This window comes from Sphingomonas jeddahensis, from assembly GCF_001981525.1.
GTDB classification, from domain to species: Bacteria; Pseudomonadota; Alphaproteobacteria; order Sphingomonadales; family Sphingomonadaceae; genus Sphingomonas; species Sphingomonas jeddahensis.
The window spans coordinates 22,109-48,967 of the sequence record NZ_MPSB01000001.1 but is presented as its reverse complement, the minus strand read 5'-3'; the positions used below and the strand labels follow the sequence as shown (position 1 = coordinate 48,967).

Annotated in this window: 22 protein-coding genes; 6 read left to right on the top strand and 16 right to left on the bottom strand. The window is 64.4% G+C overall.

Translation table 11 applies throughout. The features are described from left to right. Nucleotides 1-4 precede the first annotated feature (4 nt). The 6 genes from SPHI_RS00205 to SPHI_RS00180 all read right to left on the bottom strand — a co-directional run bounded on the left by SPHI_RS00205 (nucleotide 5) and on the right by SPHI_RS00180 (nucleotide 7,482). Entirely contained in the window at nucleotides 5-535 is a 531-nt protein-coding gene (locus SPHI_RS00205; protein WP_076742892.1) for a hypothetical protein, read from the bottom strand. A 317-nt stretch (nucleotides 536-852) separates the two neighbouring features. Next, nucleotides 853-2,586, bottom strand: coding sequence for a DUF6538 domain-containing protein (locus SPHI_RS14650; protein WP_083719545.1), 1,734 nt, complete (start codon nucleotides 2,584-2,586; stop codon nucleotides 853-855). 524 nt (nucleotides 2,587-3,110) lie between these two features. Then, the gene (locus tag SPHI_RS00195; RefSeq protein WP_076742890.1) at nucleotides 3,111-4,457 is read right to left on the bottom strand and encodes an ABC transporter permease; all 1,347 of its coding nucleotides are present in this window, start codon (nucleotides 4,455-4,457) and stop codon (nucleotides 3,111-3,113) included. Next, nucleotides 4,454-5,881, bottom strand: coding sequence for an ABC transporter permease (locus SPHI_RS00190; protein WP_076742889.1), 1,428 nt, complete (start codon nucleotides 5,879-5,881; stop codon nucleotides 4,454-4,456). The genes SPHI_RS00195 and SPHI_RS00190 overlap by 4 nt, the downstream gene beginning before the upstream one ends. After that, nucleotides 5,878-6,612: an ABC transporter ATP-binding protein gene (locus SPHI_RS00185; RefSeq protein WP_076742888.1), complete on the bottom strand. Its 735-nt coding sequence runs from the start codon at nucleotides 6,610-6,612 to the stop codon at nucleotides 5,878-5,880. Before SPHI_RS00185 ends, SPHI_RS00190 begins: the two co-directional genes overlap by 4 nt. A 276-nt stretch (nucleotides 6,613-6,888) precedes the next feature. Next, entirely contained in the window at nucleotides 6,889-7,482 is a 594-nt protein-coding gene (locus SPHI_RS00180; RefSeq protein ID WP_076742887.1) for an alpha-ketoglutarate-dependent dioxygenase AlkB, read from the bottom strand. A gap of 155 nt (nucleotides 7,483-7,637) precedes the next feature. Here SPHI_RS00180 and phhA point away from each other — a divergent pair, with 155 nt between their 5' ends. The 4 genes from phhA to SPHI_RS00160 all read left to right on the top strand — a co-directional run bounded on the left by phhA (nucleotide 7,638) and on the right by SPHI_RS00160 (nucleotide 11,350). Continuing rightward, a complete protein-coding gene (gene phhA, locus SPHI_RS00175) occupies nucleotides 7,638-8,501 on the top strand; it encodes a phenylalanine 4-monooxygenase (RefSeq protein ID WP_076742886.1) in 864 nt (287 codons plus the stop codon). Nucleotides 8,502-8,561: 60 nt separating this feature from the next. Continuing rightward, nucleotides 8,562-9,623 (top strand): 4-hydroxyphenylpyruvate dioxygenase, encoded by a 1,062-nt coding sequence (gene hppD / locus SPHI_RS00170; RefSeq protein WP_076742885.1) that lies wholly within the window; start codon nucleotides 8,562-8,564, stop codon nucleotides 9,621-9,623. Between the two features lie 81 nt (nucleotides 9,624-9,704). Next, nucleotides 9,705-10,997, top strand: coding sequence for a homogentisate 1,2-dioxygenase (gene hmgA, locus SPHI_RS00165; protein WP_096348695.1), 1,293 nt, complete (start codon nucleotides 9,705-9,707; stop codon nucleotides 10,995-10,997). Continuing rightward, nucleotides 10,994-11,350, top strand: coding sequence for a Rieske (2Fe-2S) protein (locus SPHI_RS00160; protein ID WP_076742883.1), 357 nt, complete (start codon nucleotides 10,994-10,996; stop codon nucleotides 11,348-11,350). The genes hmgA and SPHI_RS00160 overlap by 4 nt, the downstream gene beginning before the upstream one ends. 328 nt (nucleotides 11,351-11,678) lie before the next feature. On the opposite strand, the gene SPHI_RS00155 is transcribed toward SPHI_RS00160, so the two are convergent. From SPHI_RS00155 to SPHI_RS00140, 4 genes are all read right to left on the bottom strand, one after another. Further along, complete coding sequence (locus SPHI_RS00155) at nucleotides 11,679-12,854, bottom strand: sensor histidine kinase (protein WP_076742882.1); 1,176 nt, start codon at nucleotides 12,852-12,854, stop codon at nucleotides 11,679-11,681. Between the two features lie 147 nt (nucleotides 12,855-13,001). After that, complete coding sequence (locus SPHI_RS00150) at nucleotides 13,002-14,888, bottom strand: GGDEF/EAL domain-containing response regulator (RefSeq protein WP_076742881.1); 1,887 nt, start codon at nucleotides 14,886-14,888, stop codon at nucleotides 13,002-13,004. A gap of 82 nt (nucleotides 14,889-14,970) precedes the next feature. Further along, the gene (locus tag SPHI_RS00145; protein ID WP_076742880.1) at nucleotides 14,971-15,861 is read right to left on the bottom strand and encodes an ROK family protein; all 891 of its coding nucleotides are present in this window, start codon (nucleotides 15,859-15,861) and stop codon (nucleotides 14,971-14,973) included. Between the two features lies 1 nt (nucleotide 15,862). Next, nucleotides 15,863-16,300 (bottom strand): MarR family winged helix-turn-helix transcriptional regulator, encoded by a 438-nt coding sequence (locus SPHI_RS00140; protein ID WP_076742879.1) that lies wholly within the window; start codon nucleotides 16,298-16,300, stop codon nucleotides 15,863-15,865. A gap of 101 nt (nucleotides 16,301-16,401) precedes the next feature. Between SPHI_RS00140 and SPHI_RS00135 the strand changes: the two genes are divergently transcribed. Next, complete coding sequence (locus SPHI_RS00135; protein WP_233130554.1) at nucleotides 16,402-17,040, top strand: DsbA family oxidoreductase; 639 nt, start codon at nucleotides 16,402-16,404, stop codon at nucleotides 17,038-17,040. Nucleotides 17,041-17,043: 3 nt separating this feature from the next. Here SPHI_RS00135 and SPHI_RS00130 read toward each other — a convergent pair whose 3' ends face one another. Next, the gene (locus SPHI_RS00130) at nucleotides 17,044-17,661 is read right to left on the bottom strand and encodes a glutathione S-transferase family protein (protein ID WP_076742877.1); all 618 of its coding nucleotides are present in this window, start codon (nucleotides 17,659-17,661) and stop codon (nucleotides 17,044-17,046) included. A gap of 10 nt (nucleotides 17,662-17,671) precedes the next feature. Continuing rightward, complete coding sequence (locus SPHI_RS00125; protein ID WP_198927789.1) at nucleotides 17,672-20,812, bottom strand: acetyl-CoA carboxylase family protein; 3,141 nt, start codon at nucleotides 20,810-20,812, stop codon at nucleotides 17,672-17,674. 293 nt (nucleotides 20,813-21,105) lie between these two features. Between SPHI_RS00125 and SPHI_RS00120 the strand changes: the two genes are divergently transcribed. Beyond that, nucleotides 21,106-22,365, top strand: a complete 1,260-nt coding sequence (locus SPHI_RS00120; protein ID WP_076742876.1) for an MFS transporter — start codon at nucleotides 21,106-21,108, stop codon at nucleotides 22,363-22,365. On the opposite strand, the gene SPHI_RS00115 is transcribed toward SPHI_RS00120, so the two are convergent. The 4 genes from SPHI_RS00115 to SPHI_RS00100 all read right to left on the bottom strand — a co-directional run bounded on the left by SPHI_RS00115 (nucleotide 22,352) and on the right by SPHI_RS00100 (nucleotide 26,834). Beyond that, entirely contained in the window at nucleotides 22,352-22,888 is a 537-nt protein-coding gene (locus SPHI_RS00115; protein WP_076742875.1) for a (2Fe-2S)-binding protein, read from the bottom strand. The two genes, SPHI_RS00120 and SPHI_RS00115, sit on opposite strands and share 14 nt — an antisense overlap. A gap of 257 nt (nucleotides 22,889-23,145) precedes the next feature. After that, entirely contained in the window at nucleotides 23,146-24,267 is a 1,122-nt protein-coding gene (locus tag SPHI_RS00110; protein ID WP_076742874.1) for a CaiB/BaiF CoA transferase family protein, read from the bottom strand. 182 nt (nucleotides 24,268-24,449) lie between these two features. Continuing rightward, nucleotides 24,450-25,559: a CaiB/BaiF CoA transferase family protein gene (locus SPHI_RS00105; RefSeq protein WP_076742873.1), complete on the bottom strand. Its 1,110-nt coding sequence runs from the start codon at nucleotides 25,557-25,559 to the stop codon at nucleotides 24,450-24,452. Between the two features lie 90 nt (nucleotides 25,560-25,649). Further along, nucleotides 25,650-26,834, bottom strand: coding sequence for an acyl-CoA dehydrogenase (locus SPHI_RS00100; RefSeq protein ID WP_076742872.1), 1,185 nt, complete (start codon nucleotides 26,832-26,834; stop codon nucleotides 25,650-25,652). Between the last annotated feature and the right edge of the window lie 25 nt (nucleotides 26,835-26,859).

Genomic DNA, 26,859 nt, shown 5'->3' with positions numbered 1-26,859 from the left:
TATGCTATTGACCTGTCAGCAGTTCCCAGAGCGCGCGAGCCCCGCCGGTCATCGCGCGGGACATTGTTAGTCGCCGTTCCCCAAGCCTCGGATCTTTGCGCCGGGCCGCCTTGAAGAGGTAGTCGACGTAACCGGCCTTGTGCCTCTTGAATGGCTGTCCATGAACAGCCCTGGGGACCGCCGCGTAGCCCTTGAGACCATGACCAGCGGCGCGGGCGACCGCATGCATGATCTTCCCAGCATCCCCGGGCTCATAACTCGCGGCGCCCCCATGGATGTGCAGGATTGTCTCTCCGTTCCGAGGGCTCCAGCCCTCGATCACGAAGAACCAGTCGAGGTTCGGACGCACATGCCTATCGAACTCGCGGCGCACACGATCCCTCATCATCACTCGCGGATCACGACCTGACGAAAGCCATTTTTCCTCAAGATCGGGATGGATGTGAATGTTGTATGTTTGGAACGACCATTCGTGCATGGCCATCACCGCGATCTGAACCTTCATCCAACGGGACAGGTCAACCCACGGCGGCATGGGTCTGCCGTCATCCTGCGTTTCGATCGGGAACCGAGTCACCTTGCTACCGCGCTCAGTGCCAAGCTTCCCAAGGTATACTGATAAAGGCTCAAGCGGCTCCCGCGTGATAGCATGCAGGCTCTTGGATTGAACTACCGCAACTCGCAGTTTTCTGAGAATTTTACGATCACGGCGCTCGCGTTCCGCCTCACGCGAACGCCTCTGCCTGATTCCACTTTTTACATCGCCCATGGTGTAACAAAACCGCTACGCTGAATGACTCTGAGTCCGCCGATCGTAAGCAAGCGCCGGCAACCTCGACCATGACGGGTGTCTCATACGACCGGTGGTGTCGGAAGGATAAGCCCCTTGAAGCGACAAGCCCGAACCGCGTTGTAGGTCTCATCGATCCCAATTGTGCCGACATATCGTTGGTCCAGCGTCGATTTCGCGTGCCCGACTACCTCGTTGATGATGTTAGGATGCAGCCGGTATTCGCTCGATCCCAGCATAGTCTTGAACGCGCCTCGAAACGAATGGAAAGTGACCTCTCGACGGGCGCTGGTCGGCAGCACATCACCTAGTTGGTTTGGGATGACAGTGCGATTGAATGCGCGAATTAGCTTGCTGTTGTTCCATCGTTGCTCGCCGGTTCCATCAGAGGCAGCGTTCCAATCTGGGAAGAGGCGATCGTGCCCAGCGCGTCGCGCCGCCCTCACGAAATCGTCGAACCCATGTTCCGATAGGGCATCGATGATCGGCACACAGCGCGAGGCGCTCCGAGTCTTCACGCGACGAGCGTCGTTTGCCCGCACGACGATATGAGGATGCGGATCGTCCAGCATCACCTCGCTAACACTCAGCCCAGCAAGCTCGGCCAAGCGGCAACCCGTCAGCAATGCGATGATCGGCACCCAATACTCGGCTCCATTTAAACGCTCTGCACCCCGCTCGTGTGTGTTGATCATGCTGGCGCATCCGGTGAACCAAGGGTGTCGGAGAATCCTGTTGATCTCGCCGACCTTGAAGGGCCGTTTCTCCGGCATCACTGCTTGGTCGACTGGTTTGATATAAGTCTCGACCTTAATACCCACAGCCGGGTTTGGCCCGGCAAACGCGTAGTCGCTGTGATTGATCGCGTGATCGATCGGCGCGCGTAGAAAAGTTAGAGCCTTCGCTACAGTCTGCGCCGCTGCCGGACGAACGATGCTGCCATCTGTCTTGCCGCCGACGGTGCGACTTGCCCGAAACTTCACAAACCTCTCGAAGTCATTACGAGTGTAAGCATCGAGGCGCTTATCGCCGGCGAGATTTACGAACTCAGCGACGTACCGTTCGATTTCCCGCTTTGTCTTTTCGCTCGGTCGACGGTGTTCTAAGTAGCCGGCGACAGTCGCCGTGAAAGTCGGGGCAATGCTTACTGGACTGGGTTGGCGTGCTCGGACGAGGCCTCGTCCGGCCATCAGCTCCGCGACGTCGTGCTCTGCACCGACGTAGCCCCGTCGTATAGCATTCACAATTGCGCCAAACACGGGGCTTCCTTGAGGCGCGTCTAGGCCGAATGCCGATATAACGGCCCTCGCATCCCTGGTCGGTGACGGCAGCCATGGCCGCTCGTCATCATCGAAGCCGGGGGTTAAGAGCGCTTCGCGACGCGTCTCCGCGTTCTGCTGCCAATGATCCCATTGCTCCCTCAGCAACTCCGCGCGCGCCGGGTCGGATTGAGCCATCAAGTAGTCCTGGTGCCAGGACCGGGAAGCCGTGCGTCGTGTATCTGACTCAATCAGATCTAGGTCCCCTTGCGATACGGGCCGCACCACCTGCCCGAGCGATGGCCTTGGCGATGCGTCGAGGATTGAGATGCCAGCTGCCGCCGCCGCACTCGCGAGCAAGCTATCGTATTCGCGCTCGGCGATCGCAGCGCGACTAAGCGCTTCCGATTGGTCTTTGGTGCGCAGTGATCGGCGGAAGGACTTCATGCCCGCCGCGGACCGGAGATGCTCAGGAATCCATCTCTCGTACCGGAACACACCGTTACGTCGGTTTAGGTATCGCACCAACGCTGCCATGCTTTCTGATCCACAAAACTCTCACACCATTCTCTCACACCTGCGCGCACAAATACCGAAAAATCAACAGCAAGACGGAACCGTCAGCAGACCTGAAAGTGAGATACGAATCTCGCCGGGGGCACCATCGCCCTTTGGGGTTGGGAGCTGCGGCCTCGCGCGTCTGGGGGCGCTCATCGCACCGGTGGGTAGGGGTCGGGGTTGCCCGCCCCCCCCGTGGCGGCGCGCATGTAGGTCGCGCTCCAGCGTACGGCCGAACGCCTCCACCTCGCTCAGCGCGGCGGCAACGGCGACGCGCTCCAGCCGCGCGCATAGCTGGTGGTGGATGCGAAGCCTGCCTCTCTGGCCAGCCTGATCCAGCGGTCGTCAGGGGAATGATCACCCTCGTACTGTCCGCCAACAAGGACGGGGTTGGCGGCAGCACTGGCAGCGCCGGAGCGCGCTTTCTGAGCTGTGAGAGACGTGGAGGTCATCCGTACGCCAAAGTCAGTAGTACCAGAGGCAGAAACAACTCCCTAAGCCGATCAGATGCGTCGCAAGCGGGCGGCGCCGGCGAACAGCGCCAAGCTAGCAATCAGAATCAGCGCGACCATCGGTACTACTGGCCAGCTCCCGGTTTGTGCACGCGCGGAGAAGCGCGGCAGCAACTCGAAATCGTCTCGCGTGAACGGCCGATCCTCAAACATGTACGGGTAGAAGAAGTGGCGCAATCGACCATGGAACGCGGCGACCGCATCCTGGTACGACAGCTGCGCCACTCGATCGGTATCCGCCAGTCGGTGAAGCAGCCCCTGAGCGCCGACCGGCGGCAGCATCCAGCCGAGCTGTGTTGTCAAGCGTTCACGCGCGAGCAGGCTTTCGCGATACGCGGCCGCGTCGGCTGCCACTGCCTCGTCGCCGACCTGGTGCATGGCGTAGTACCATTTCCAGTGGAAGCGGCCTTCGAATTCATGCTTGCCGCGCCATTCCGGGTGGTTGACGAAGAATTTGTCAAACGTCTCCTGCTTCGGGATATCCCAGCCGTGGTGGACGGTCTCGCGTTGCGCCAGCGTCAGATCGATGCCCTTGCCCACCGGCACGGCACGCGCGATCGCAGCATTGGCAAGCGTCGGCAGCAGCAGCGTCAGCGCGATCCAGCAACCGAGCAACCCGGCCGCCGCGGTCGCCGAAGTCCGCACGCTGGCGGCGACGAGCAGGCCAAGTCCGAACCAGAAGGCGAGATACACCGCCGCCACCGCCAGCATTCCCGTCCCCGCCAGCACCGGCGCTCCGGCGAACGGCAGCGCTACAAGCAGCGGCAGCGTCGCCGCCAGCAGGACCAGGAAGTAGCGTAGCCCAATCCGCCGCCGCCACAGGCCGCGCCCCGGCATCGATAGGAGAAGCCGCAGCCGGCCTCCCTCGTGCTCGCTCGACACCAGATCGTGAGTCAGCGCGACCACCACCAGCGGCGCGAGATAGATCAGCACGAACGCCCAATCGAACACGCCGGGCAACGCCAGTTCGGCGTTGATCGTTTCGGCATCGTAGAGCTGCTGCTGCAGGCCGAGCGCACGGATGCGCAGCACCTGCGGCTGGAGATCGCGCTGGCCGATCGCAGCGAAGGCGAGCGGCGAGGCCGGGTCATGCGTCAGCAGAAAGGTATAATAAGCGGCATAGCCGGCCTCGCCGTCGGGCTTGCCCTGTTCCGCCGCCACCGCGGCGAAGTCGCGCTTCTGCTCGGCGGTGACACGTGCGATGCTTTCCTGTTGCCGCGCGACGTTGGACATGCCCGACCAGATGGCAAGCGCGGCCAGAAGGAGCAGCAGCGTCAGCGATCCCGCAGCAAGACGCGAGCGCAGGATCAGCCGCAGTTCGGCCAAAACCGGGCTCATCGTGCGGCCCTCCCGAGGCGGCGCGCGACGGGCAAGGCGAGCAACACCAGCGCGAGCAGCCAGCCGCCGAGTACGGCCAGGTTGGGCAGGACACGCGGATCGCTGAGCCCGGGCGGCGGCGGCACAGTATAGGAAAATCGCGGCACGGTTTTCCAGTTCTCCGCCGCGATGCGCGGATCCTCGCCGGCGTTGGTGTTCGGGATCTGATCCACCTGCATCTGATTGAGCGCCTGGACGAAACGGTAGCGGAACCGTTCCGCCGCATCGAGGAAGTGCCCGTGCGCGCCCATGTCGCTACCGCTCAGCGCCATGGAGAGCTGGCGGATTGCGAGCAGCGGGCTCAGCGCCGAAAAGCTTTGAACGAACCCGGCCTGCTTGGCCTCGAGCCCGGCGGTGCGGGCGGCAGCACGGGCGTAAAGGTCGGTTGAGATCCGCTCGCCTTCCATGCCGACCAGCCCGGCATATTGCACCGGCAGGTCTTCCACCCGCGCGACGCCATAGTGCGCCAGGGTGCGGGCCTTGAAGTCGTTAAAATATGGGTCGTCGGGGTCGTGGCTGTCGCCGATCTCCTTCAGGTCGCGGTGTAGCGCCACTTCCGTCTCAATCCGCGTCGGCAACGTCGTTCGTACAGCTGCCACCTCCGGAAGCGCGCGCGGCAGCAGGACCACGCCGACCATCCACACCCCAACCAATACGATCAGTGCATCGCGCGAGCGGCGGACCGAAGCGGAGACCAGCACTGCCAGCATCGCCCATAGCAGCAGCCAGCCGGCATAGCCCAGGATCAGCAGCAGGCCGGCGCCCCATTCCGCCCCGCCGCTGGCCGCTATGCCGAGCAGCAGGATAAAGGCAGGCGCGCCAATCGCCAGCGCGATCCCGGCGTGACCGATCAGCTTCCCCATCAGCAAACGCTGCCCGTCTACCCCCTGCGACAGCAACAGCCGCAACGTGCCGCGTTCCCGCTCCCGCGAAACGCTGGCAAAGGCGAGAAAGATCAGCAGCAAGGGCGCCAGGTTTTGCAGCACAAAGGCGGGCGTGAGTTGCCCGAAGCGGAGCAACAGCGAGGATTGACGCGCTTCGGCGAAATTGGCGCTGTTTTGGCGGTGGCCTTCGAGGAAGATGGTATTGCCCGTGAAACCATCTACGCCGAAGTCAAAAAACGCGAGCGGGCTCAAAGGCCGGAACACGAATTGCCCGTAATGCACCATGCGATGGGGATGGCGCGCCGGCTGTTCGTCGAACTGGTGATCGACTGACGCCTGGTAGCGCGCGCGCTCGCTCTCGATCGCGTTGCGCCGCTCGACGCTGACAAGCGCCGCGGCGAGCACCAGCAGGGCAAGCAGCATGCTGGCGATCAGCCCTGCACGGTTGCGGGCAAGCGCGCGCCATTCCTCGCGCGCGATCCGGGTCACTGCAGCACTCATCCCGAGACCTTCGCGCCGGTATAGCGTGCGTGGAGCGCGTTGAGGTCGAACCGGGCGCCCGCAGCGCCGGCGACCAGTTCCTCCTCGATCCGCCCTTCGGACAGGAAGCCGATCCGATCGGCGACATCCACCGCGCTGAGCAGATCGTGCGTCACCATCAGGATCGCGACCCCGCGATCGCGCGCGGTTTCGATCAGCCGGTTGAATTCCAGCGTGGCGCTCGGATCCAGGCCCGACGTCGGCTCGTCGAGCAACAGCACTGGCACATGCCGCGCCAACGCAAGCGCGATCGCGACCTTCTGCCGCATGCCCTTGGAAAAGCCCCCGACCCGCGCGTCCCAGGCGTGACCGGGCAGCCCCACTGCGTCAAGCGCGGGATCGATCACAGTGCCTCGATCGCGGGCAGCCCGGGCAAGCGCCAGAAAGTATTCGACGTTCTCGCGCGCGGTCAGGTGGTCGTAGAGCGCCACGCTTTCAGGGACGTAAGCGAGCTGCGCACGCGCATCCTGCGGCGCAGTCGCCGGATCGATCCCGCACACCTGGACGCTGCCCGAACCCGGCCGAATGAAGCCAAGCAACGCGCTAAGCGTCGTCGATTTGCCCGCGCCATTGCCGCCAAGCAGGGCGTAGATCTCGCCTGCGGCGACCCTTAGATCCAAGCCGCGCAGCACTTCGCGTTGACCGTAGCTGTGGCGCAACGCGCGCACGTCGATTGCGGCATCCCGCATCATCTGTTTTCCCGATTAAAGCTGATTTGGCGGTGCAGGCGTGAAAGCGCGAGGATCTAAACTCGCGACGCAAGCTTCGTTCGCCATCATGCAATCTGAATGAAACACCATATCGTAACATACCCGAAGGGTGAGCGAACTGTCTGCGCCGACACTCGACTTACGTGAAGCGAGCCAAGCTGCTCCGATCGCAGAGCGTTCTTTTATGATACATCATCACGGACTGCAACCCGTTAGCTATTCAGCGCGGGTGACTGCCAAGTGCGATGGCGTGACCGTTCAGATCGAAAGCACGGGATCGAGCGGAAGTGCCCAGCGCGATGACGGCGAGCGGAATGTGATCGACCATCGTGTGCGGTCCATCTCGGCAATGCTGTGCTCCCAATCATATCTCGCCTCCCCCGACATATGGTAAGCACCGCGAGGCGTCAGCGGGACGGTGACCCGATCGAAGCCGCCGTGCGACCGCCGCCGACGAAACCGCATGTTCACCCGCGCCCCCAACGACAAACCGACGACATGTTCGTAGATCGGGCGATCGCGATGCCAACCGATGCCGGCGCCGGGATCGTAGCGGATCAACAGCGCCTGGATCAGCACAAGCGGATCAAGGCCGGCGAGAGCTGCCATTCGCTGCCGGATCGGCAACAGCCAATCCGGGATTGGCGCGGCACGTGCGACACGCTGAGTATCGAAATCGTAATTCCACCCGAAGGAGGCGGTCAGCCGCTTTCCTTCCCAGCCCTGAAAGCGGAACGGCGACAAGGAGGTGTCATCGATCCCCGCGATAAGCGCCTGCTCCTCCGCTGGGGAGATCAGGTCGTCGCGGGTCGAAAGGCCCGGGATCGGTGGGGTGTCGAACAGATCGAGCATAGGCGACTAGATCGGCATGGCGAGCGGCGATTTCATCAATGAGGCGCCAAGAATGCGACCTGCCATGCCACGAAACGGCTTCCCTTCGAATGACGTTACGTATATAGTTTCATCTGTTACCAATGCTGGAAACCGCTGGCTAGCAGAAGGTGTTCATGGCCGAGGCATCGTTGATCCGTCCCGAAGGTACCGCCGACGACTGGACCATCCCACAGTCTTGGTCGTCCTACACGGCTGAAGAACATGCCACCTGGGACAAGCTCTTCGCGCGCCAGGCACAGATGCTGCCGGGGCGAGTCACCCCTGAGTTCATCGAGGGTTTGGACGTGCTGCGGTTGTCACGGCCCGGCATCCCCGATTTCGAGGAGCTTTCCGATCGGCTGATGCGCGCCACGGGGTGGCAGGTGGTGGCGGTGCCGGGGTTGGTGCCGGACGAGGTGTTCTTCGACCATCTCGCCAACCGCCGGTTCGTGTCAGGCAATTTCATCCGCCGCCCGGACCAGCTTGACTATTTGCAGGAGCCGGACGTTTTCCACGACGTCTTCGGCCATGTACCGCTGCTCGCGAACCCGGTCTTTGCCGATTACATGCAGGCTTATGGCCAGGGCGGGCAACGCGCGGCGCAACTGGGCGCGATCGATCGGCTCGCGCGGCTTTACTGGTACACCGTTGAGTTCGGGCTGGTCCGCTCGGATGATGGCTTGTGCCTTTATGGCGCGGGGATCGTGTCGTCGCATGCCGAGTCGATCTTTGCGCTCGACGACCCCTCGCCCAATCGCATCGGTTTCGATCTGCGCCGGGTGATGCGCACCAAGTACCGGATCGACGATTTTCAGCAGAGCTATTTCGTCATCGACAATTTCGAAGATCTGCTCAGCCAGACGCTCAACACCGATTTTGCGCCCGTTTACCAAGCGCTTGCCGGAGAGTCGGAGATCGCGCCCGACGCGGTGCTCGCAACGGACCTGGTCTATCATCGGGGCAGCCAGGCTTATGCGCGCAGCAAGACCGACGCTTAAGCAAGCCGGGCGGCCCTTTACATATTCTTCTCTTTTCCACGTGCCGGACGAGGAACGATCATGACCGACATCGCCAATCCGCTAGGCCTTGATGGCTTCGAGTTCTGCGAATTCACCTCGCCCGAGGCCGACACACTTGCCGCGCAATTCGAGTTGCTGGGGTTCGTTGCCACGCATCGGCACCCCACCAAGGATGTAGTCCGCTACAAGCAGGGCCGGATCAACCTGTTGCTCAACCGGGAAGTCACCGGACAAGCGGCGGACTTCCGTGCGGCGCATGGGCCGTCGGCGAGCGGCATGGCGTTCCGCGTCGCCGATCCCGCCGCCGCTTACGCCCATGCCGTTGCAGAAGGAGCGACTGCCGTCGATGCGAGCAAATCCACCCTGGGCCCGGACACTCATGTCATTGAAGGGATTGGCGGATCCAATCTGTATCTGGTGAAGGCAGGTGCCGACCTTTACGCCGATTGGAACGAAGTGCCGGGCTGGCATGAGGCTGAGCGGGAGAATAATGTCGGGCTCGACCTGCTCGATCACCTGACGCACAATGTCCGCCGTGGCGAGATGCGGACTTGGTCCAGCTTCTATGGCAAGCTGTTTGGCTTTGAAGAGCAGAAGTATTTCGACATCAAGGGCAAAGCCACTGGGCTGTTCAGCCAAGCAATGATTGCCCCCGATGGCGCGATCCGCATTCCGCTGAACGAGAGCCAGGACGACAACAGCCAGATCGAAGAGTTCATCCGCGAATATCAGGGCGAAGGCATTCAGCACCTCGCGCTGACAACGGACGACATTTACGACACGGTCGAGCGGCTGCGCGCGCGGGGGGTTCGCCTGCAAGACACGATCGAGACCTATTACGAACTTGTCGACAAGCGTGTGCCCGGCCATGGCGAAGATCTCGAGCGGCTGCGTAAGAACCGTATCCTGATCGACGGATCGATCGAGCGGGACGAAGGGTTGCTGTTGCAGATCTTTACCGAGAATCTGATCGGGCCGATCTTCTTCGAGATCATCCAGCGCAAGGGCAACGAAGGCTTTGGGAACGGCAATTTCCAGGCGCTGTTCGAAAGCATCGAGCTGGACCAGATCCGACGCGGCGTCATCACGGTGGACGGCTGACGGGCTGACATCGACCCGGCAAACGCAAATACGTAGCCGAAAAGCCGGTCGAAAAGCGGCATGAATGGCGAAAGGAGCAGGATGAACGGTTACATTCCCGGTTTCGGCAATCATGTCGCAACCGAAGCCGTTTCCGGCGCCCTGCCGGTCGGTCGCAATTCGCCGCAGAAGGTACCGTTCGGGCTCTATGCCGAGCAACTGTCCGGCACCGCCTTCACAGCCCCGCGGGCGGAGAACAAGCGGTCGTGGCTGTATCGCCTGCGGCCGACCGCCAGCCATCCGGCGTTCACGCCCTATCCCGGCGCGGCGCATCTGAAGACTGCGCCGTTCGCCGCGGTGCCCCCCTCCCCCAACCGGCTACGGTGGGACCCGCTGCCGTGGCCGGGCGCGGCGGTGGATTGGATCGATGGACTGATCACCTATGGGGGGACTGGCGATGTGGCCGAACAGACGGGTGTCGGCATCCACCTCTATGCCGCGACGGCCGACATGGACCGCGCGTTTTTCTCGGCCGATGGCGAGATGCTGATCGTGCCGCAGGAGGGAGCGCTGGCGATCGTCACTGAATTGGGGCGGATCGACGTGGCGCCGTTGCAGATAGCGGTGATCCCGCGCGGGGTGCGGTTTCGCGTGGCGCTGCCGGATGGTCGCGCGCGCGGCTATGTGCTGGAGAATTATGGCGCGCTGTTGCGACTGCCGGACCTGGGGCCGATCGGCGCCAACGGCTTGGCCAACCCGCGGGATTTCGAGACGCCACTGGCATGGTTCGAGGACCTGGATACGCCCTGCGATGTCGTCCAGAAGTTTCAGGGCGGGCTGTGGCAGACCCGGCTGGAGCATTCGCCGTTCGATGTCGTGGCGTGGCACGGCAATCTGGCGCCGTATCGTTATGATCTCCGACGCTTCAACACCATAAACACGGTGTCGTTCGATCACCCCGACCCGTCGATCTTCACCGTATTGACCTCCCCCAGCGACACACCGGGCACCGCCAATTGCGATTTCGTGATCTTCCCGCCGCGCTGGATGGTGGCGGAGGACACGTTCCGCCCGCCGTGGTTCCACCGCAACGTCATGAGCGAATTCATGGGGCTGATCGCGGGCGCCTACGACGCCAAGGAGGGCGGCGGATTCGTGCCGGGCGGGGCATCGCTGCACAATCAGATGAACGGCCATGGGCCCGACCAGGCGAGTTACGAAAAGGCGGTCGCGGCTGACCTGAAGCCGCACAAGATCGACGGGACGATGGCGTTCATGTTCGAGACGCGGCACGTCGTGCGGCTGACGCAATGGGCGGCGGCGGCACCGACGATGCAGCTTGACTATGACGACGTGTGGACGGGCTTCACCAAGGCGCAACTGCCGCAATCATGAGCGAGCGCCTGTCCGCGACTCCCGCGGGGGTACGGCTTGGGCCGCTCGCCATCATTGCGGATGGCGCCGCGCGCAACTTCGTGCTGCAGATGAAGGCCGGGCGTTTCCATGGCTTTGTCGTGCGGCGCGGGGAAGCGGTGCATGGTTATGTCGACCGCTGCCCGCATGCCGGCCTGCCGCTGGCGCAGGAGCTGGACGCCTATCTGACGCCCGATGGCCGGTTCATCACGTGCAGCTGGCACGGCGCGATGTTCGAACCCGATAGCGGACGATGCGTCGGGGGCCCGTGTGCTGGCGACCGGCTGACACCCTGGCCCGTGGGCGTGATCGATGGCGAGATCACCACCCTCTGAGCGGAACGACGCGCGGGGCAGTAATGACTTGATGCGCGACACATTCGACGAACGAATATACTTGCGTGGCCGGCAGGTTCTCGGCACCTTCCCTCAACAATGACCGGATCACCGGCGTGAAAAGGGGAGTGGATCATGGAAGTAGCGAACGTTGTTTTGCTGGGGACTGCCGGCATCGGAGCTTTGACACTGATGAGTGGCATCCTGATCCTGGCTCGTCGCGCGAGGTAAATCGCGGACCGCGTGATCGCGCCGGGTCACGCGCCCCCTAACCTGACGGCGATAAGGTGTAACGTCCTCGATCAGCAGCAAGCGACCGAGGCGAGCCCTATAGCTCAACGTTCTCTTCCGTTGGCGCCTCCAAGTGCAGTTCCGCCACCGCGCCGCGGCCCTTCCCTTCGCTATGAAGCGCCAGCGAGCCGCGCATGGCGGCCATGGCATTGGCGCACCAATGCAAGCCGAGGCCGCCCGCCTTGTTCGTGCGGGTGGAAAAGCCGCGGCGGAACAGAGCCGGGCCGTCTTCCGGCGCGAAGCCTTCCCCATCGTCGCGGATGCGGACGCGAACCGTATTGTCGTGCCGATCCACGTTCACCGTGATCGCCCCATTCTGCCGACCGGTCGCGGCGATTGCTTCGGCGGCGTTGGCGAAAAGATTCCCGATCACCTGACTGAGGATCAGCCGGTTGGCGAGGACGGGTTGAGGCTCGGCGGGAAAGGAAAAGGCGATCGAGAGGCCGCCCGCGTAGCGCGCGATGGTGGCGTTGCGCGCGATCACGTCGGTGATGTCGCAAGGATCAAGCGCAAACGGCTGATGCGCGTCGGCCTGTTGCGCACCGATGATGTCGAGGACATGCGCCAGCGCCTCGCGCCCGATCTCGAGCTGCCCGACCTGAGCACGGCGCGCCTCGTCCAAGGCATCGATGCAGGCGAGGGCGAATGCTGCGAGTTTCTCGCGTCGGTCGGCGGAAAGATCCGATTGGGCCAGTTCGCTCAGCGTGCGACCCAACAACGCGCGATCGACCGCTGGCGTCTCCGCGCTTCCCTGCGAAAGGATGGTCGAGATCGGGTTCAGCGCGTTGCGGACATTGTGCATCACCTCGACCGCGTTGGCCGAGCGGCCGAGAAGAAAGGATTGCGCCTCAATCTGTTCGCGCTGCCGATCCAATTGGCCCAGCATCGCATTGAAGCTCTTACCGAGCGACCCGATCTCGTCGCGGCGATCGCCAACCTCCAGCGGCGCGAGCAGGCCGGAGGCGCAGACGTGCTGCATATGCGCGCGCAGCCGTTCGAGCGGCGCGAGGACGCGATGGGCGATGATCCGGCGGAGCGTTACCAGCACCACCAACAGCAGCAGGATCGAGCCGCCGACCGCCATCAACAGGATGTGCCGGCCAAGCGTCGGTGCGTGCTCGGGCGCCGTCTCGAGACGATCGAAGCCGGGCGTGATGAGGCTGGCGAGCAGCACGGTGATGCCCACCGCGCCGGCGATGCCGATCAAGGCCATGATCAGCGCCAATTGCGCGTTCAAGGAGGCCGAGCGCCGGGATCGGGGTGATTGGCGAGCGGAGCGTGAGCGGAACGGCATTCAGCGCCCTGCGCGCGAGGCGCCAGCCCGGCCGAGGCCGATCAGCTGGTTCAGCGCAGTCACGCCCTAACCGGCAGTGCCAGTTCCGAGCACCGGATGTTGTTCCGGCGGCCCATGGATGATCCCGGCATGCGCCAGCGCGCGCGCGCCGTCGGCGTTGACCGGGTGCGAGAACAGATAGCCTTGCAGGTGGCTGGCGCCCGCGGCGCGAAGCATCGCGACCTGCATCTCCGTCTCCACGCCCTCGGCGATGACGCCAAGCCCAAGCGCGCGGCCCAGATGGATGATGGAATGCACGATGGCGGCGGATTCGCGCTCACGCCCCATGCCTTCGATAAAGCCGCGATCGATCTTCAGGCTGTCGAGCGCGAACTTGCGGATGTTGTAGAGGCTGGAATAGCCGGTGCCGAAATCATCGAGTGCGATGCGGAAGCCCATCTGGCGCAAGCGATACAGCGTCTCGGCCGCTCGTTCGGCATCGTCGAAAATCGCGGTTTCGGTGATTTCGATCTGCAAGCGCTGCGGCGCGATGCCGGCGCGCAGCACCTGTTCCATGACATAGCCGACAAAATTGTGCCGCCGGAACTGACGTGGGGAGAAATTCACGGAGACATATTGGCCGGGCCATTCCTTCAGCACCTCGAGCGATTTGGCCAGCACCCAGTCGCCAAGCTCGTGGATCAGGTTCGATTCCTCGGCGATCGGGATGAATACCCCAGGGCTGATCGGACCCGACTCCTCCGTCCAGCGTAGCAACGCCTCGAAACCCACCACCTCGAACGTGTCGTTGGCGACGATCGGCTGAAACGTCATGCCAAGCTCGTCACGCGCGATCGCTTGGCTGAGATTGGCTTCGATGCGGCGTCGGATTCGGATTTCCTCGTCGATGCTTTCGTCAAACAGGCGCGCGACGTTTCGACCGTGGCGCTTCGCATCGTTGAGCGCGAGATCCGCTCGGCGCATCAGGTCGACCGGAGTCGCATCGCCGGTGCCATTGGCGACGACCACGCCGACCGAGATCGAGCCATGGACGGGATCACCGAGCAGCCGCATCGAGACGTTGCACGCAGCCACGATCCGCTCGCATGTCATCACCGCGGCTTCGGGCCCGGCCGAGTCGAACATGAGCCCGAACTCGTCGCCGCCGAGCCGGGCGACCATGCCGCCTTCCGGCACGGTGGCGTGAAGGATGGCGCAGACCTCACGGATCATCTCGTCCCCGGCGAGATGACCCAACGTGTCGTTGACCAGCTTGAACCGATCGAGATCGGCCATGGCAACCGCGAATGGCCCACGTACCCGGCTACGCTCCGCCAGCGCATGCTGGAAGGCAAGCCGATTGGGGGCGTCGGTCAGCGCATCATGGCTGGCGACGTGGATAGCGCGGCTTTCGTTGGCGGCGAGCTCGGCTGCCTGCTGTTCGAGCTGGACGATCTGACGTGCGAGGATGGCACGGGCTTCGGCGAGTTCGCGATCCACTTCCCAGCGTTTGCTGAGGGCGATGGCAGTCTGAACGATCTCGGCAACTTCGAACGGCTTGGCGAGGTAAAAGATCTTGTCAGCCGGGCCCGCGACCTTGCTGATCTCCGCCGGCGAGAAATCGGAATAGCCGGTGACGATGACGAGGTTGATGTGCGGATCGAGGGCGCGAATGCGACGGGCGGTCTCCTTGCCGTCGATCCCCGGTGGCATGCGCACGTCAATGAATGCAACGGCAAAGGGACTATCTTCCGCCAGCGCGCGCTCAACTGCAATGGCGGCGTCCAACCCCTGATTGTGGTAGGCGCATTCAAAGGCCGGTGGCGCATCGCTCGTAGGCTCCTCGCCGCCTTCGTCGAACAATTCGCCGGCCATGGCGGACAAGTTCTGCGTCGCAGGGTCCACCGGCGGGCGAAAGCTGCGCCGGTAGGATTCTTGCATCGCGGGTTCGTCGTCAACGATCAGCAAGCGCATCGAAATCGTCCCAAGTATCGGGCGACAGACGACCCGAACCGCTTGCCGACTCGTAACGAAGTGACGTTAATCGGGCGTAAATTCAGCGCGAGAGAAGGGCCTGTTGGCCAAGTACGATGGCGCCGAGGGGCCCGGCATTATGGCCCAGCGCAGGCGCAACGACATAGGTATCCACATCCGCTACTTCCGGGATCGCGATGTAACCGCCAAGCGATTGGCGCAGCGAATGCCGGACACGCGGAAAAAGAAATGGATTACCGACCATCACCCCGCCGCCCATGACGATGCGGCGCGGTACGCCCGTGAGCGTGATCGTATGGAGCAACTGCGCAAGCGCGTGAACGACACCCTCCCACGCTTCGTGATCGGCCGGGAGATCCTGCCCCTTGACGCCGGTCCTTGCGGCAATCGCGGGGCCGGCGGCGAGACCTTCCACACAGGCGCCGTGAAACGGGCACGTGCCGCCCCAATCGTCTCCGGGGAGCCGTTGCGGGCGGATGTGACCAAGTTCGCTATGTGTCAGGCCATCGACCGGGCGATCGTGCGCGATCAGGCCGACGCCGATGCCGGTGCCAACGGTGACATAAGCGAGATCGGTCAGCCCCGCCGCAGCGCCCCAACGCGCTTCGCCCAACGCAGCGCCGACGACATCGCTGTGGAACTCGGTCGGCACGCCGTAGCGAGCGCCAAGGCGACGCGCGACATCGGTGCCGGCCCAGCCGGGCTTGGGGGTGGAGGTGATGTGCCCGTAATCGGCGGCGTGGCGATTGATCGAGATCGGGCCGAAGCTGGCGATGCCAAGGGCCGCGAATCCGCGCCAGCCGTCGATCACTGCCTCGATCGCAGCCAGCGTTGCGGCTGGGCTGGTGGTCGGCAGTTCGACCCGTTCATGAATCGCGTCCGGCCCGCTGGCCAGGATCGCGACGCACTTGGTGCCGCCCAATTCCAGACCGGCAATCAGGGGTGCGCTCATCTCAGGCCTCCAAAGCCGCCACGTCGATCCGGCGCAGCATGGCCACAAAGCCGTCCAGCTCCTTCTGTGTGAAACGAGCGAAGATTTTCGCCTCCAACTCCAGTGCCTTCGGCGCGACACTTGCGTAAAGGTCTCGCCCTTCGGCGGTGAGCGAGAGGTGATGCGAGCGCTTGTCACCAGGGTTGGGCGCGCGCAGCAGCAGCCCGCGCTCAACCAGGGCGATCGCAGCGCGGCTGACCGTCACCTTGTCCATCCGTGTGCGCTCGCCAATTTCAGCTTGGGTAATCGCCTCGACCTCGGCGATAACCGCGATCAACCGCCATTCAGGGATGGAAAGCCCGAACAGCGCTTCATAGGCGCGTGCAATCCGATCACTGACCAGGTTCGACGTGATCGACATCCGATAGGGGAGGAACCGGTCAAGAACGAGCTGAGTCATCGCACAGGCGTAGCATCGGTTGCGCGGCGCTCAAGTCTTGACGTGAGCGCCGGTCCGGGTGGAGGCTGCAAGCGGGCCGGCGGGCTCTTGGGAGAAGCATCATGCGCACGCTGCGGCTCGACATCGTCTCCGACATCGTCTGTCCCTGGTGCTATATCGGGCTTGCCAATCTGGAGCGCGCGCTGGCCGCGCTTGAGGGGGAGGTGGCGGTGGACATCGCCTTTCACCCGCTCCAACTCAATCCAGGTCTGCCACCCCAGGGCGAGGCGACAGCGGATAACATCGCCCGCAAATACGGCCTGACCCCGGATCAGGCGCGCAGCCGCGGTGGCGGGGTGCGCGAGGCAGCGGCCGAGGCGGGCGTGGCGATGGCGGGAAGGCCCGATCGCATCTACGACACGTTTGACGCGCATCGGCTGCTGTACTGGGCCGGCGAGCAAGGACGGCAACTGGCCCTGAAACATGCCCTGTTCGACGCCTATTTCGAGCAGGGACGCAACATCGCCGATCATGCGGCGCTGGCCGATGCGGCGGAGGCTGCCGGATTGGACCGGGCAGCGGCGAACGACGTGCTGCGCCGGGGCAGCTATGCCGCACAGGTGAATGACGATGAAATCGAGTGGCGATCGGAAGGCATCGCCTCCGTCCCCACGATGGTGATTGATCGCGAGTTCGTCGTCAGTGGTGCGCAGGCGCCCGCCCGGATCGAACGGGCGCTGCGCAAGCTGGCGGCGCGCTGATCGTCAGGCCTTTTGCGCCGCCTTTGCGCGACCGAATGCCTCGCGAGCCTTGATGCGTTCCCAATAGGCTGCGACTTGCGGTGGAAAGCCGTTGTCGATCTTCAGGCTCTTGGCGAGCAGCAGGGCGTAACCGACGGATATGTCGGCCATCGTGAAACGATCGGCGACGAGCCATTCCCGATCCGTCAGTACGCGCTCGACATGGCGCAGGCGCGAGTGGAACCATTGCGCGTAATCGTCCGCGGCTTGCGGCAGGCGGCGTTCCGGCGGCTCCAGCATACGATAGCGCAGCACCAATGTCTGCGGAAAGGTGAGCGTCGCCTCGCCAAAGTGTAGCCAATTGAGCCATTCGCCATAGCCAGGCTCGTCGGGCGCGACCGCTAGATCGGTCGGCCCGTGCTTTACCGCAAGATATTGGACGATTGCGGCCGACTCGGTCATCCGCGTGTCACCATCGATCAGCAGCGGAATGGTGCCGAGCGGGTTGGCCTCCAGATACTCGGGCTGGCGGATCCGCGGCGGGAACGGCAACACGTGCAACCGATAGGGTAGGCCCAGTTCCTCCAGCGCCCACAAGGCGCGGAAGGAGCGCGCGTCGGCGCAATGATAGAGTTCGATCATCTCCGTCCTTTTACCAAGTATCGACATAACGGCCGGAGCGACGCGCCGGCGCCGAAGCGAGGCCGCGCAGCAGCCATGCGCGCGTGTCCGCGGGATCGATCACCGCGTCGATCTCGAGATATTGCGCCACCGACACTGCCTTCCCGCGCTCGTAGGAATTGGCAACGAGTTGCTGATATCGCGCCTCACGCTCCTCCGGGTTGACGATCGCATCGAGTTCCTTGCGATAGCCGAGCCGTACTGCGCCTTCCAGACCCATGCCGCCGAACTCGGCGGTCGGCCAGGCGACGGTGAATGGGCCGGCATGAAGTGAGCCGCCAGCCATGCCCTGCGCGCCCAGGCCATAAGCTTTGCGAACAACAACGGTGAAGATCGGCACTGACAGCGCCGCGCCGACGATGAACATGCGTGAGGCGCGGCGGATCGGCGCGGTCTTCTCCGCCTCCGGCCCGACCATAAAGCCTGGCGTGTCGCACAAGGAAACGATGGGTATGCCGAACCCGTCACACAGCTGAAAGAAGCGCGCCGCCTTGTCCGCGCCCTCCGCATCGACCGCGCCCGACAAGTAGCGGCAATCATTGGCGATAACGCCGACTGCTCGGCCGTCTAGCCGGGCAAGACCAGTGATCATCCCCTTGGCGTAGCCGCCGCGCAGCTCCACAAAACTGCCAACATCGAACATACCATGGATCGCCTGGCGCATGTCGAATACGCGCAGCCGGTTTTCCGGGACGACATGGCGAAGCAGGCGCTGATCGGGCGTCTGGGCGCCGCTCACCCGGCCTTGAAAGAAGGACAGCAGGCGACGCGCATAGTCGGTCGCGTCCGCCTCATCCTCCGCCAGCACGTCGATCGCACCGCTGGCCCAGTGCACCTCGGCCGGGCCGACCTCCTTGGGCGAAAAGACGCCTAGCCCGCCGCCCTCGATCATCGCCGGGCCGCCGACGCCGATATGCGCGTCTCGCGCGGCGATGGTGATGTCGCAGCTGCCGAACAAAATGGCGTTACCGGCAAAGGCATAGCCTGACGTGATGCCGATCCGGGGCGCCGTACCCGAAAGCGCGGCGAAGCTGCGGAAGGTGGGCACGTCAAGGCCGGTGGCGCCGACCGAATCGACGTCGCCGGGGCGCCCTCCGCCGCCTTCGGTGTAGAAGACGATCGGCAGCTTCAGATCAGCGGCGACGCCGAGCAGCCGGTCGGTCTTGCGGTGATTGTTGTGGCCCTGCGTGCCGGCGAGCACGGTGTAGTCATAGGCCAGGCCCATGCATTTCGCGGCTTCTTCGCCGTGGTCCGAGGCATTTACCGTGCCAATGCCGCCGATCAAGCCGTCCGCGGGCGTGTTACGCATCAGATCTTCGAGACTGCGGCGGCGACGCTGGGCGGCGATCGTCAGCGCGCCATATTCGATGAAGCTGTCGGCATCGAACAGGTCGGCGATGTTCTCGCGCGCGGTGCGCTGGCCGGTCTTGCGGCGGCGTGCGACCGACTCCGGGCGGTTCTCGTCGAGACCCAAGGCATGGCGAGCGCGAACCTCGGCGAGGTCGGACCTTATCAGATCGGGATCGGGGCCTTTCGTCTCCGCGCCCCTATCGTCCGCGCTGTCAAGCGGATCGATGCGGATAAACACGGCGCCTTCCTGGATCACCTTACCCTGCTCGGCCGCGATCGCGCGCACTATGCCGCTGCGGGTCGCCACCACGGCATGCTGCATCTTCAGCGCCTCGACCGTGCCGACTTCCGTGCCGGCGACGACCCGATCACCGACGGCAACGCCGATCGCGACCACCACGCCCGAAAGCGGCGCGACGATCGACTCCGCATCGGCGGGCGCCGCCTCGGGCGCGGCAGGCACCAGCTCTGCCGCGTGCCGATCGAACCAGCTGGTGTCGGTGGTCGTCTCCGCCACTTCGTCGCGATCGAGCAAGGCAGCGAGCAGCGGCAGGTTGGTGGCGACCCCTTCGATGCGATATTCGGCAACGGCGCGGCGAGCACGAGCGAGCGCGACGGTCCAATCGGGAGCGTGGACGATCAGCTTGGCGATCAGCGGGTCGAACCGCGGATTGGCGACTAGCCCAGTTCGGGCCGCATCGTCTATGCGGATGCCGGGTCCGCCCGGCGCGTCCAGCGCGGTGATCGTGCCGCCGGAGGGACGCGGGGTGCCGTCGCTGCCGAGCGTCTCGGCGTTGATCCTGAGCTGGATCGCGACGCCGCGTGGCGTCGGGACGGGCGGCACCTCCTCACCACGGGCGAGGTGCAGTTGCAAGGCGACGAGATCGAGGCCGGTCACTTCCTCCGTCACGGTATGCTCGACCTGGAGGCGCGGATTTACTTCGAGGAAGGCGAAGGCGTCAGGGTGTTCGGGGGCGAGCGTGCGATCGACCAGGAATTCGGCGGTGGCGAGGCCGGTGTAGCCGGTGCCTACCAGCAGCCGCACCGCGGCTTGCTCGATCCGTGCGGCGAGAGCTGGATCGAGCGCCTGGGCAGGGGCGATCTCGATGAGTTTCTGGTGGCGACGCTGAACCGTACAATCGCGGGTGCCGAGCGCAACGATCTTGCCAACATTGTCGCCGGCGAGCTGAACCTCGATGTGGCGGGCGTCGGCGATGTAGCGCTCGACCATCACTTCGGCGGAGCCAAAGGCGGCAAGCGCCTCCGCGCCTGCAGCGGCAAGTTGGAAGTCGAGTGTCGCACGGTCGTGCACAACACGGATGCCGCGCCCACCACCGCCTGCAACCGCCTTTACGATCACTGGTCCGGTGGCTTCACTCCCTTCGGCGAGCACCGGCACGCCGGCGGCGCGCGCGTGGCGCTTCGCCGCGGCTTTGTCGCCGAACAACGCCAGCAGATCAGGTGCCGGGCCGACGAAAGTCAGGCCGGCCGCCTCGCAGGCCTTCGCGAAGGCGGCGTTCTCGCTCAGGAACCCGTAGCCGGGGTGGACGGCATCGCATCCGGCCCCGCGGGCGGCGGCGACCACGGCATCGATGGAGAGATAGGCGGCAGGGCCCTCCCCTGACAGGGCGATCGCACGTTTGGCAGCGCCGATATGCGGTGCCTCAGCATCGTCGGCGGAATGGACGGCGACCGTCTCCAGCCCCAGCGACGCGGCGGTGCGCGCGATGCGGATCGCGATCTCGCCGCGGTTGGCGATCAACAGGCTTCGTATGGCCCCTCTCCTCTCACCAGCCTTTTGAAGGCGGCAAGCGGGTGGCAGCAACCCTTTTCTGCCCGTGGATCGGATTGCGACGGCCACGTCAAAGTCGTCATGCCCGCCCTGTGCCGGCATCCAGGGTCCCGCACACTCACGGCGGAAGGCTGGCTGTGGCCAAGCCTGTCCGGAGCTTCGCTGAAGGAGCCATGGTAGAAAGTGCCGTCGGTCAGCTGGCTTGAGGATCACCAACCGGTACTGCAAAGGCGCGCGAACCGCCGACAGCAAGGACCCACCGCATGAACCCACGGCTCAAGTCGATCATCGGCGGATCGACGGGCAACCTCGTCGAATGGTATGATTGGTATGCCTATTCCGCCTTCACGCTGTATTTCGCGCCGCACTTCTTCCCGGCGGAAGATCGCACCGCTCAGCTGCTGAGCGCCGCCGCGGTGTTCGCGGTCGGCTTCATCATGCGGCCGATCGGGGCGTGGATCATGGGCGTCTATGCCGATCGGCATGGGCGTAAGGCCGGGCTGACGCTGTCCGTTACGCTGATGTGTGCGGGATCGTTCTTGATCGCGATCATCCCAGGATATGAGACGATCGGTGTGCTCGCGCCCGCGCTGCTAGTGCTCGCGCGATTGATGCAGGGCCTGTCCGTCGGTGGCGAATACGGCGCCAGCGCGACCTATCTATCCGAGATGGCAGGCAAGGACCGGCGCGGGTTCTTCTCGTCTTTCCAATATGTCACGCTGATCGCGGGGCAGCTCGTCGCGCTGCTCGTGCTGCTCGTGCTGCAATCCACGATGAGCGAGGCGGCGCTTGACGATTGGGGCTGGCGCATTCCGTTTGCGATCGGCGGGGTGCTGGCAATCGTGGTGTTCCGCATCCGCCGGGGCCTCGCCGAAACGGAAAGCTTCAAAAAGAGCGAGGGCCCGAAATCGGGCTTCTGGACGCTGGTGACGCAGCACCCCCGCGAAACGGCGACAGTGATGCTGCTGACCGCCGGGGGCACGCTCGCTTTCTATGCTTACTCGATCTACATGCAAAAATTCCTGGTCAATACCAGCGGCTTCGACCGCGAAGTTGCCAGCCGGATCAACGCCGCGACCTTGTTTGTGTTCATGTGCCTGCAACCGATCGCTGGCGGGCTAAGCGACAAAATCGGGCGCAAGCCGCTGATGGTTGCGTTCGGCATCCTCGGTGTGCTGGCGACCTATCCAATCTTCGCAACGCTCGAGAGTGTTCGCAATCCGGTGATCGCCGGACTGCTGGTGATGGCGGCGCTGGTGATCGTGACTGGTTATACCTCGATCAACGCGGTGGTGAAGGCAGAGCTGTTCCCGGCCAACATCCGCGCGCTGGGCGTGGCGCTGCCCTATGCTTTGGCCAACACGCTGTTCGGCGGGACGGCGGAGTTCGTCGCGCTGAAGTTCAAGGATGCCGGGTGGGAGCGCGGCTTCTATTGGTATGTGACCGGGATGATTGCGGTATCGCTGGTCGTCTATCTCAAGATGCGCGACACACGCGAGACGAGCCGGATCAGCGAGGACTGAGGGCCGGGACGCTCTTCGCCGCCTCGCTCGGGTCGATGCCGGGACGAGCGCCGGCGGTGAGCGTTTCGTCGCCTCGGGCGGCGCGGGCGGCCTTCTGGATCGCCTCGACCAGCCGTGGGTAGATGCCGCAGCGGCAAATGTTGCTGATGGCGGCGCGGATCTTTGCCTCGGATGGGTCGCGATCATTCTTGATGAGAACGGCGGCGGCCATGACGATGCCGGGAATGCAGAAACCGCATTGCACGACATTGTCGGCAAGGAACGCGAGTTGGACTGGGTGGGCGCGGTCGCGCGACAAGCCCTCGATAGTGGTGACGAAACTGCCCTCGACCTCAGCAATCGTGCTCTGGCAGGACCGCACCGCACGGCCATCGACATCCACGGTGCACGCGCCGCACGCGCCGGTGCCGCAACCGTATTTGGTGCCGGTGAGGTTGGATGCGTCGCGCAGCGCCCACAGCAGCGGGGTCGCCGGATCGAGGAGGTACTCGACTGCTTCGTTGTTGACGGTGAGCTTCGTCATTCACGCGTCATAGCGTGGGTGGAGGTTCACGCGAAGGCGCGAAGACGCGAAGAGTTCAGGAAGAAGGTTGGTTCTCACAGAGAGCGCAGAGGACGCCGAGGTGTTGCGCTCGCCGCATCGTCGGCCGCGTCAGCGGCCAATAAGGTTGCGGCCACCGATTAGTGTGAAGGTCTCGCTGACGCGAGACCGCCGCCCGGGGCAGGCCGTCTCTGCGCTCTCTGTGAGAACCGATCTTCTTCGCGTCTTCGCGTGAGCAATCAATAACCCAGCCCGGCGACCTCCGTATCGTCAAAGCCCAGCTCGCGCAGGATCGCCGCGTCCTGTCGCTCGGCGCCGAGCGCAGGCGCGACGGTCGGGCTTTTCGAATAACGCGGCGCCGGCGCCGGCTGCTTGATCCCGCCGGCCTCGACGAAGGTGCCGCGCGCCTTGTTGTGCTCGTCCTCATACGCCTCATCGAAGCCGAGCACCGGCGCGAAGCAGACGTCATGACCCTTGAACGCCGCAACCCAGTCGGCGCGCGTCTTGGACTTGAACAAAGCGGTGAGTTCGTCCTTCAGCGCCGGCCATTGCCGTTGGTCCATCTGCGCCGACCATTTGTCGTCCGACAGCCCCATCACCTGCCGGAACTCGGCATAGAATTGCGGCTCGATCGCGCCCAACGAGATGAACTTGCCGTCGCTGGTTTCGTACGTGTCGTAGAAATGCGCGGCGGTATCGAGCAGGTTGGTGCCGCGCTCGTCGGCCCAGCGGCCCATGCCGCGAAAGCCCCACATCATCGTCATCAGCACCGCCGACCCATCGGTCATCGCGGCATCGACTACCTGCCCTTCGCCGGTACGCGCGGCGTGGAGGAGCGCGGCAAGCATGCCATAGGCCAGAAACATGCCGCCGCCGCCGAAGTCCCCGGCCAGGTTGATCGGCGGCGTTGGCTTCTCGCCCTTGCGCCCGAAGGCGTGAAGCGCGCCGGAGATGGCGATGTAATTTATGTCATGGCCGGGCTCGGGCGCCATCGGGCCATACTGGCCCCAACCGGTCATTCGGCCGTAGACGAGCTTGGGATTGTCGCCGATCAGCACGTCCGGGCCGAGGCCGAGGCGCTCCATCACACCGGGACGGAAGCCCTCGATGATCGCATCGGCGCCTTTCACGATCTTGCGCACGGCGGCGATCGCCTTGGGATCCTTGAGGTCCATGCCGATCGACTTGCGGTTGCGCAGGAGGGGATCCTTCTCCGCTACGCCATTGCCCTGCGTCTTGCCCGGCCGATCGATGCGGATAACCTCCGCGCCGTGATCGGCTAGCATCATGCCGGCGAACGGCCCCGGGCCGATTCCGGCGAACTCAACGATACGGATGCCGGCGAGGGGTGGCGTGCTCACGGATGCTCTCTCCTGATTGCGATTGCGCAGAGGGGTATCGCGGCGGGGCGGCGAGCACAACAAAAGTTATGCCGCTTCTTCGTCATGCCGGGCTTGTCCCGGCATCCAGGGTCCCGCGCATTCAGCGGGCGCGGAGCTTGAGGAGGTCTGGATGCCGGGACGAGCCCGGCACGACGCTGCGTTTACTTCGCCAGCGGCGGCGCGCCGCGATCCAGCGCAAGGTCCGCGCCGGAAAACCGGATCGGTGTGCGCAGGCCGGCGATGGGCCGCGTCACGCTCGGCGGCAGCACCATCCCCCGCGCCGCGACCTGCGGATCGGCGAGCGCCTGCTCGACGGTATTGATCGGCCCCGCCGGCACGCCCGCCACCTCAAGCCTTGCCAGCAAATCATCGCGCTGGAACGTGCGGCACCGCGCCTCGATCAGCGCGAACAGGGCCTCGCGATGCTCGATCCGGCCCGCATTCGAATCCCAGCGCGGATCCGGCCCAATGCCGACGATCGCGGCGAAGCGGTGATATTGCGCATCGTTGCCGACGGCGAGGATGAACCAGCCATCAATGGTCGGAAACACCGCATAAGGACTGACATTGGCATGCGCATTGCCCATGCGCGGCGGGTTCACGCCGCTGGCGAAGTAATTCGCCGCCTGGTTGGCGAGCACGCCCACCATCGTGTCGAGCAGCGCGCAATCGATCTGCTGCCCCCTGCCCGTCCGCGCGCGCATCATCAGCGCGGCCTGGATGCCGATCGTGGCGTACAGCCCGGTCATGATGTCGGCGAAAGCGACGCCGATCTTCTGCGGCGCGCCATCGGGTTCGCCGGTCAGCGACATGATGCCGCCCATACCCTGAATGATGAAATCATAGCCGGAACGATGGGCGTACGGCCCGTCCTGGCCGAAGCCGGTGATCGAGCAATAGACGAGGCCCGGGTGATCGGGGGCGAGACTGGCATAGTCGAGCCCGTATTTGACGAGACCGCCGACCTTGAAGTTCTCGATCACCACGTCGGCGTCGGCGATCAGCGCTTTCACGTGCGCGACGTCGTCGGGGTTGGTGAAGTCGGCGACCACGCCCGTCTTGCCGCGGTTACAAGCGTGGTAATAAGCGGCGGCGCGCTCGCCCTCGTGATCGACGAAGGGTGGGCCCCAGCTACGGGTGTCGTCACCAGCGGGGCTTTCGACCTTGATCACCTCCGCGCCGAGATCAGCGAGGATCTGGCCCGCCCAGGGCCCCGCGAGAATGCGGGCGAGTTCGACGACCTTGATGCCCTTGAGCGGCGCTTCCTTCATCTGTCGTCACCCGCCTTGAGCCGGGGTCCCGCTGACCTTCAACCCGGCAGAAAGAAGAAGCGGGACCCCGGATCAAGTCCGGGGTGACGATTAGAATGCAGCGATGCCCGTGATCGCGCGGCCGAGGATCAGCGCGTGAACGTCATGCGCGCCCTCGTACGTGTTGACCGTTTCAAGGTTCATCACGTGGCGCATCACTTGATACTCGCCCGAAATGCCGTTGCCGCCATGCATGTCACGCGCGACGCGGGCGATATCGAGCGCCTTGCCAACGTTGTTGCGCTTGACGATCGAGACCATCTCCGGCGCGAACCGGCCCTCGTCCATCAGCCGGCCGACCCGCAGGCTGGCCTGCAGACCGAGTGCGATCTCGGTCTCCATGTCGGCGAGCTTCTTCTGGTAAAGCTGGGTCGCCGCCAACGGCCGGCCGAACTGCTGGCGATCAAGGCCATATTGCCGGGCAGCGTGCATGCAGAATTCCGCCGCGCCGAGCGCGCCCCAGCTGATGCCGTAGCGCGCACGGTTGAGGCAGCCGAACGGGCCCTTCAGCCCCTGCACCTCAGGGAGCAGCGCCTCCTCGCCGACCTCGACATCCTCCAGCACGATCATGCCGGTGATCGAGGCGCGCAGCGAGAGCTTGCCCTCGATCTTGGGCGCCGACAGCCCCTTCATGCCCTTTTCGAGCACAAAGCCGCGAATGCCGCCGCCGTGCGCGTCGCTCTTCGCCCAGACGACGAACACGTCGGCGATGGGCGAGTTGCTGATCCACGTCTTGGCGCCGTTCAGGACATAGCCGCCGTCGGTCTTAACCGCGCGGGTCTTCATCCCGCCGGGATCGGAGCCGGCGTCAGGCTCCGTTAGCCCGAAGCAGCCGATCCATTCGCCGCTCGCGAGCTTGGGGAGGTACTTCCGCTTCTGCTCCTCGGAGCCGTAAGCGTAGATCGGGTACATCACGAGGCTCGACTGGACGCTCATCATCGAGCGATAACCCGAGTCGATCCGCTCCACCTCACGCGCGACCAGGCCGTAGGCGACGTAGCTGGTGCCGACGCCGCCATATTCCTCCGGGATCGTCGGGCCGAGCAGGCCGAGCTCGCCCATCTCACGGAAGATGGCGTGGTCGGTCACCTCGTTGGCGAACGCGTCGATGATGCGCGGGGCGAGCTTTTCCTGAGCATAGGCGCGCGCGGTATCGCGCACCATCCGCTCGTCTTCGGTCAGTTGCTCGTCGAGCAGGAAGGGGTCAGCCCAGTCGAATGCGCCCATGCCGGCCATGCAATCACTCCACCTAACTTCAGGA

What these genes read in the sequence shown, in the direction of transcription:
- SPHI_RS00120 (WP_076742876.1), top strand. Translation starts at nt 21,106, where the DNA reads ATGAACCCACGGCTCAAGTCGATCATCGGCGGATCGACGGGCAACCTC.
- SPHI_RS14650 (WP_083719545.1), bottom strand. Translation starts at nt 2,586, where the DNA reads ATGGCAGCGTTGGTGCGATACCTAAACCGACGTAACGGTGTGTTCCGG.
- hppD (WP_076742885.1), top strand. Translation starts at nt 8,562, where the DNA reads ATGACCGACATCGCCAATCCGCTAGGCCTTGATGGCTTCGAGTTCTGC.
- phhA (WP_076742886.1), top strand. Translation starts at nt 7,638, where the DNA reads ATGGCCGAGGCATCGTTGATCCGTCCCGAAGGTACCGCCGACGACTGG.
- SPHI_RS00130 (WP_076742877.1), bottom strand. Translation starts at nt 17,661, where the DNA reads ATGATCGAACTCTATCATTGCGCCGACGCGCGCTCCTTCCGCGCCTTG.
- SPHI_RS00180 (WP_076742887.1), bottom strand. Translation starts at nt 7,482, where the DNA reads ATGCTCGATCTGTTCGACACCCCACCGATCCCGGGCCTTTCGACCCGC.
- SPHI_RS00140 (WP_076742879.1), bottom strand. Translation starts at nt 16,300, where the DNA reads ATGACTCAGCTCGTTCTTGACCGGTTCCTCCCCTATCGGATGTCGATC.
- SPHI_RS00160 (WP_076742883.1), top strand. Translation starts at nt 10,994, where the DNA reads ATGAGCGAGCGCCTGTCCGCGACTCCCGCGGGGGTACGGCTTGGGCCG.
- SPHI_RS00205 (WP_076742892.1), bottom strand. Translation starts at nt 535, where the DNA reads ATGCCGCCGTGGGTTGACCTGTCCCGTTGGATGAAGGTTCAGATCGCG.
- SPHI_RS00135 (WP_233130554.1), top strand. Translation starts at nt 16,402, where the DNA reads ATGCGCACGCTGCGGCTCGACATCGTCTCCGACATCGTCTGTCCCTGG.
- SPHI_RS00185 (WP_076742888.1), bottom strand. Translation starts at nt 6,612, where the DNA reads ATGATGCGGGATGCCGCAATCGACGTGCGCGCGTTGCGCCACAGCTAC.
- SPHI_RS00105 (WP_076742873.1), bottom strand. Translation starts at nt 25,559, where the DNA reads ATGAAGGAAGCGCCGCTCAAGGGCATCAAGGTCGTCGAACTCGCCCGC.
- SPHI_RS00155 (WP_076742882.1), bottom strand. Translation starts at nt 12,854, where the DNA reads ATGGCCTTGATCGGCATCGCCGGCGCGGTGGGCATCACCGTGCTGCTC.
- SPHI_RS00150 (WP_076742881.1), bottom strand. Translation starts at nt 14,888, where the DNA reads ATGCGCTTGCTGATCGTTGACGACGAACCCGCGATGCAAGAATCCTAC.
- SPHI_RS00115 (WP_076742875.1), bottom strand. Translation starts at nt 22,888, where the DNA reads ATGACGAAGCTCACCGTCAACAACGAAGCAGTCGAGTACCTCCTCGAT.
- SPHI_RS00195 (WP_076742890.1), bottom strand. Translation starts at nt 4,457, where the DNA reads ATGAGCCCGGTTTTGGCCGAACTGCGGCTGATCCTGCGCTCGCGTCTT.
- SPHI_RS00190 (WP_076742889.1), bottom strand. Translation starts at nt 5,881, where the DNA reads ATGAGTGCTGCAGTGACCCGGATCGCGCGCGAGGAATGGCGCGCGCTT.
- SPHI_RS00145 (WP_076742880.1), bottom strand. Translation starts at nt 15,861, where the DNA reads ATGAGCGCACCCCTGATTGCCGGTCTGGAATTGGGCGGCACCAAGTGC.
- hmgA (WP_096348695.1), top strand. Translation starts at nt 9,705, where the DNA reads ATGAACGGTTACATTCCCGGTTTCGGCAATCATGTCGCAACCGAAGCC.
- SPHI_RS00100 (WP_076742872.1), bottom strand. Translation starts at nt 26,834, where the DNA reads ATGGCCGGCATGGGCGCATTCGACTGGGCTGACCCCTTCCTGCTCGAC.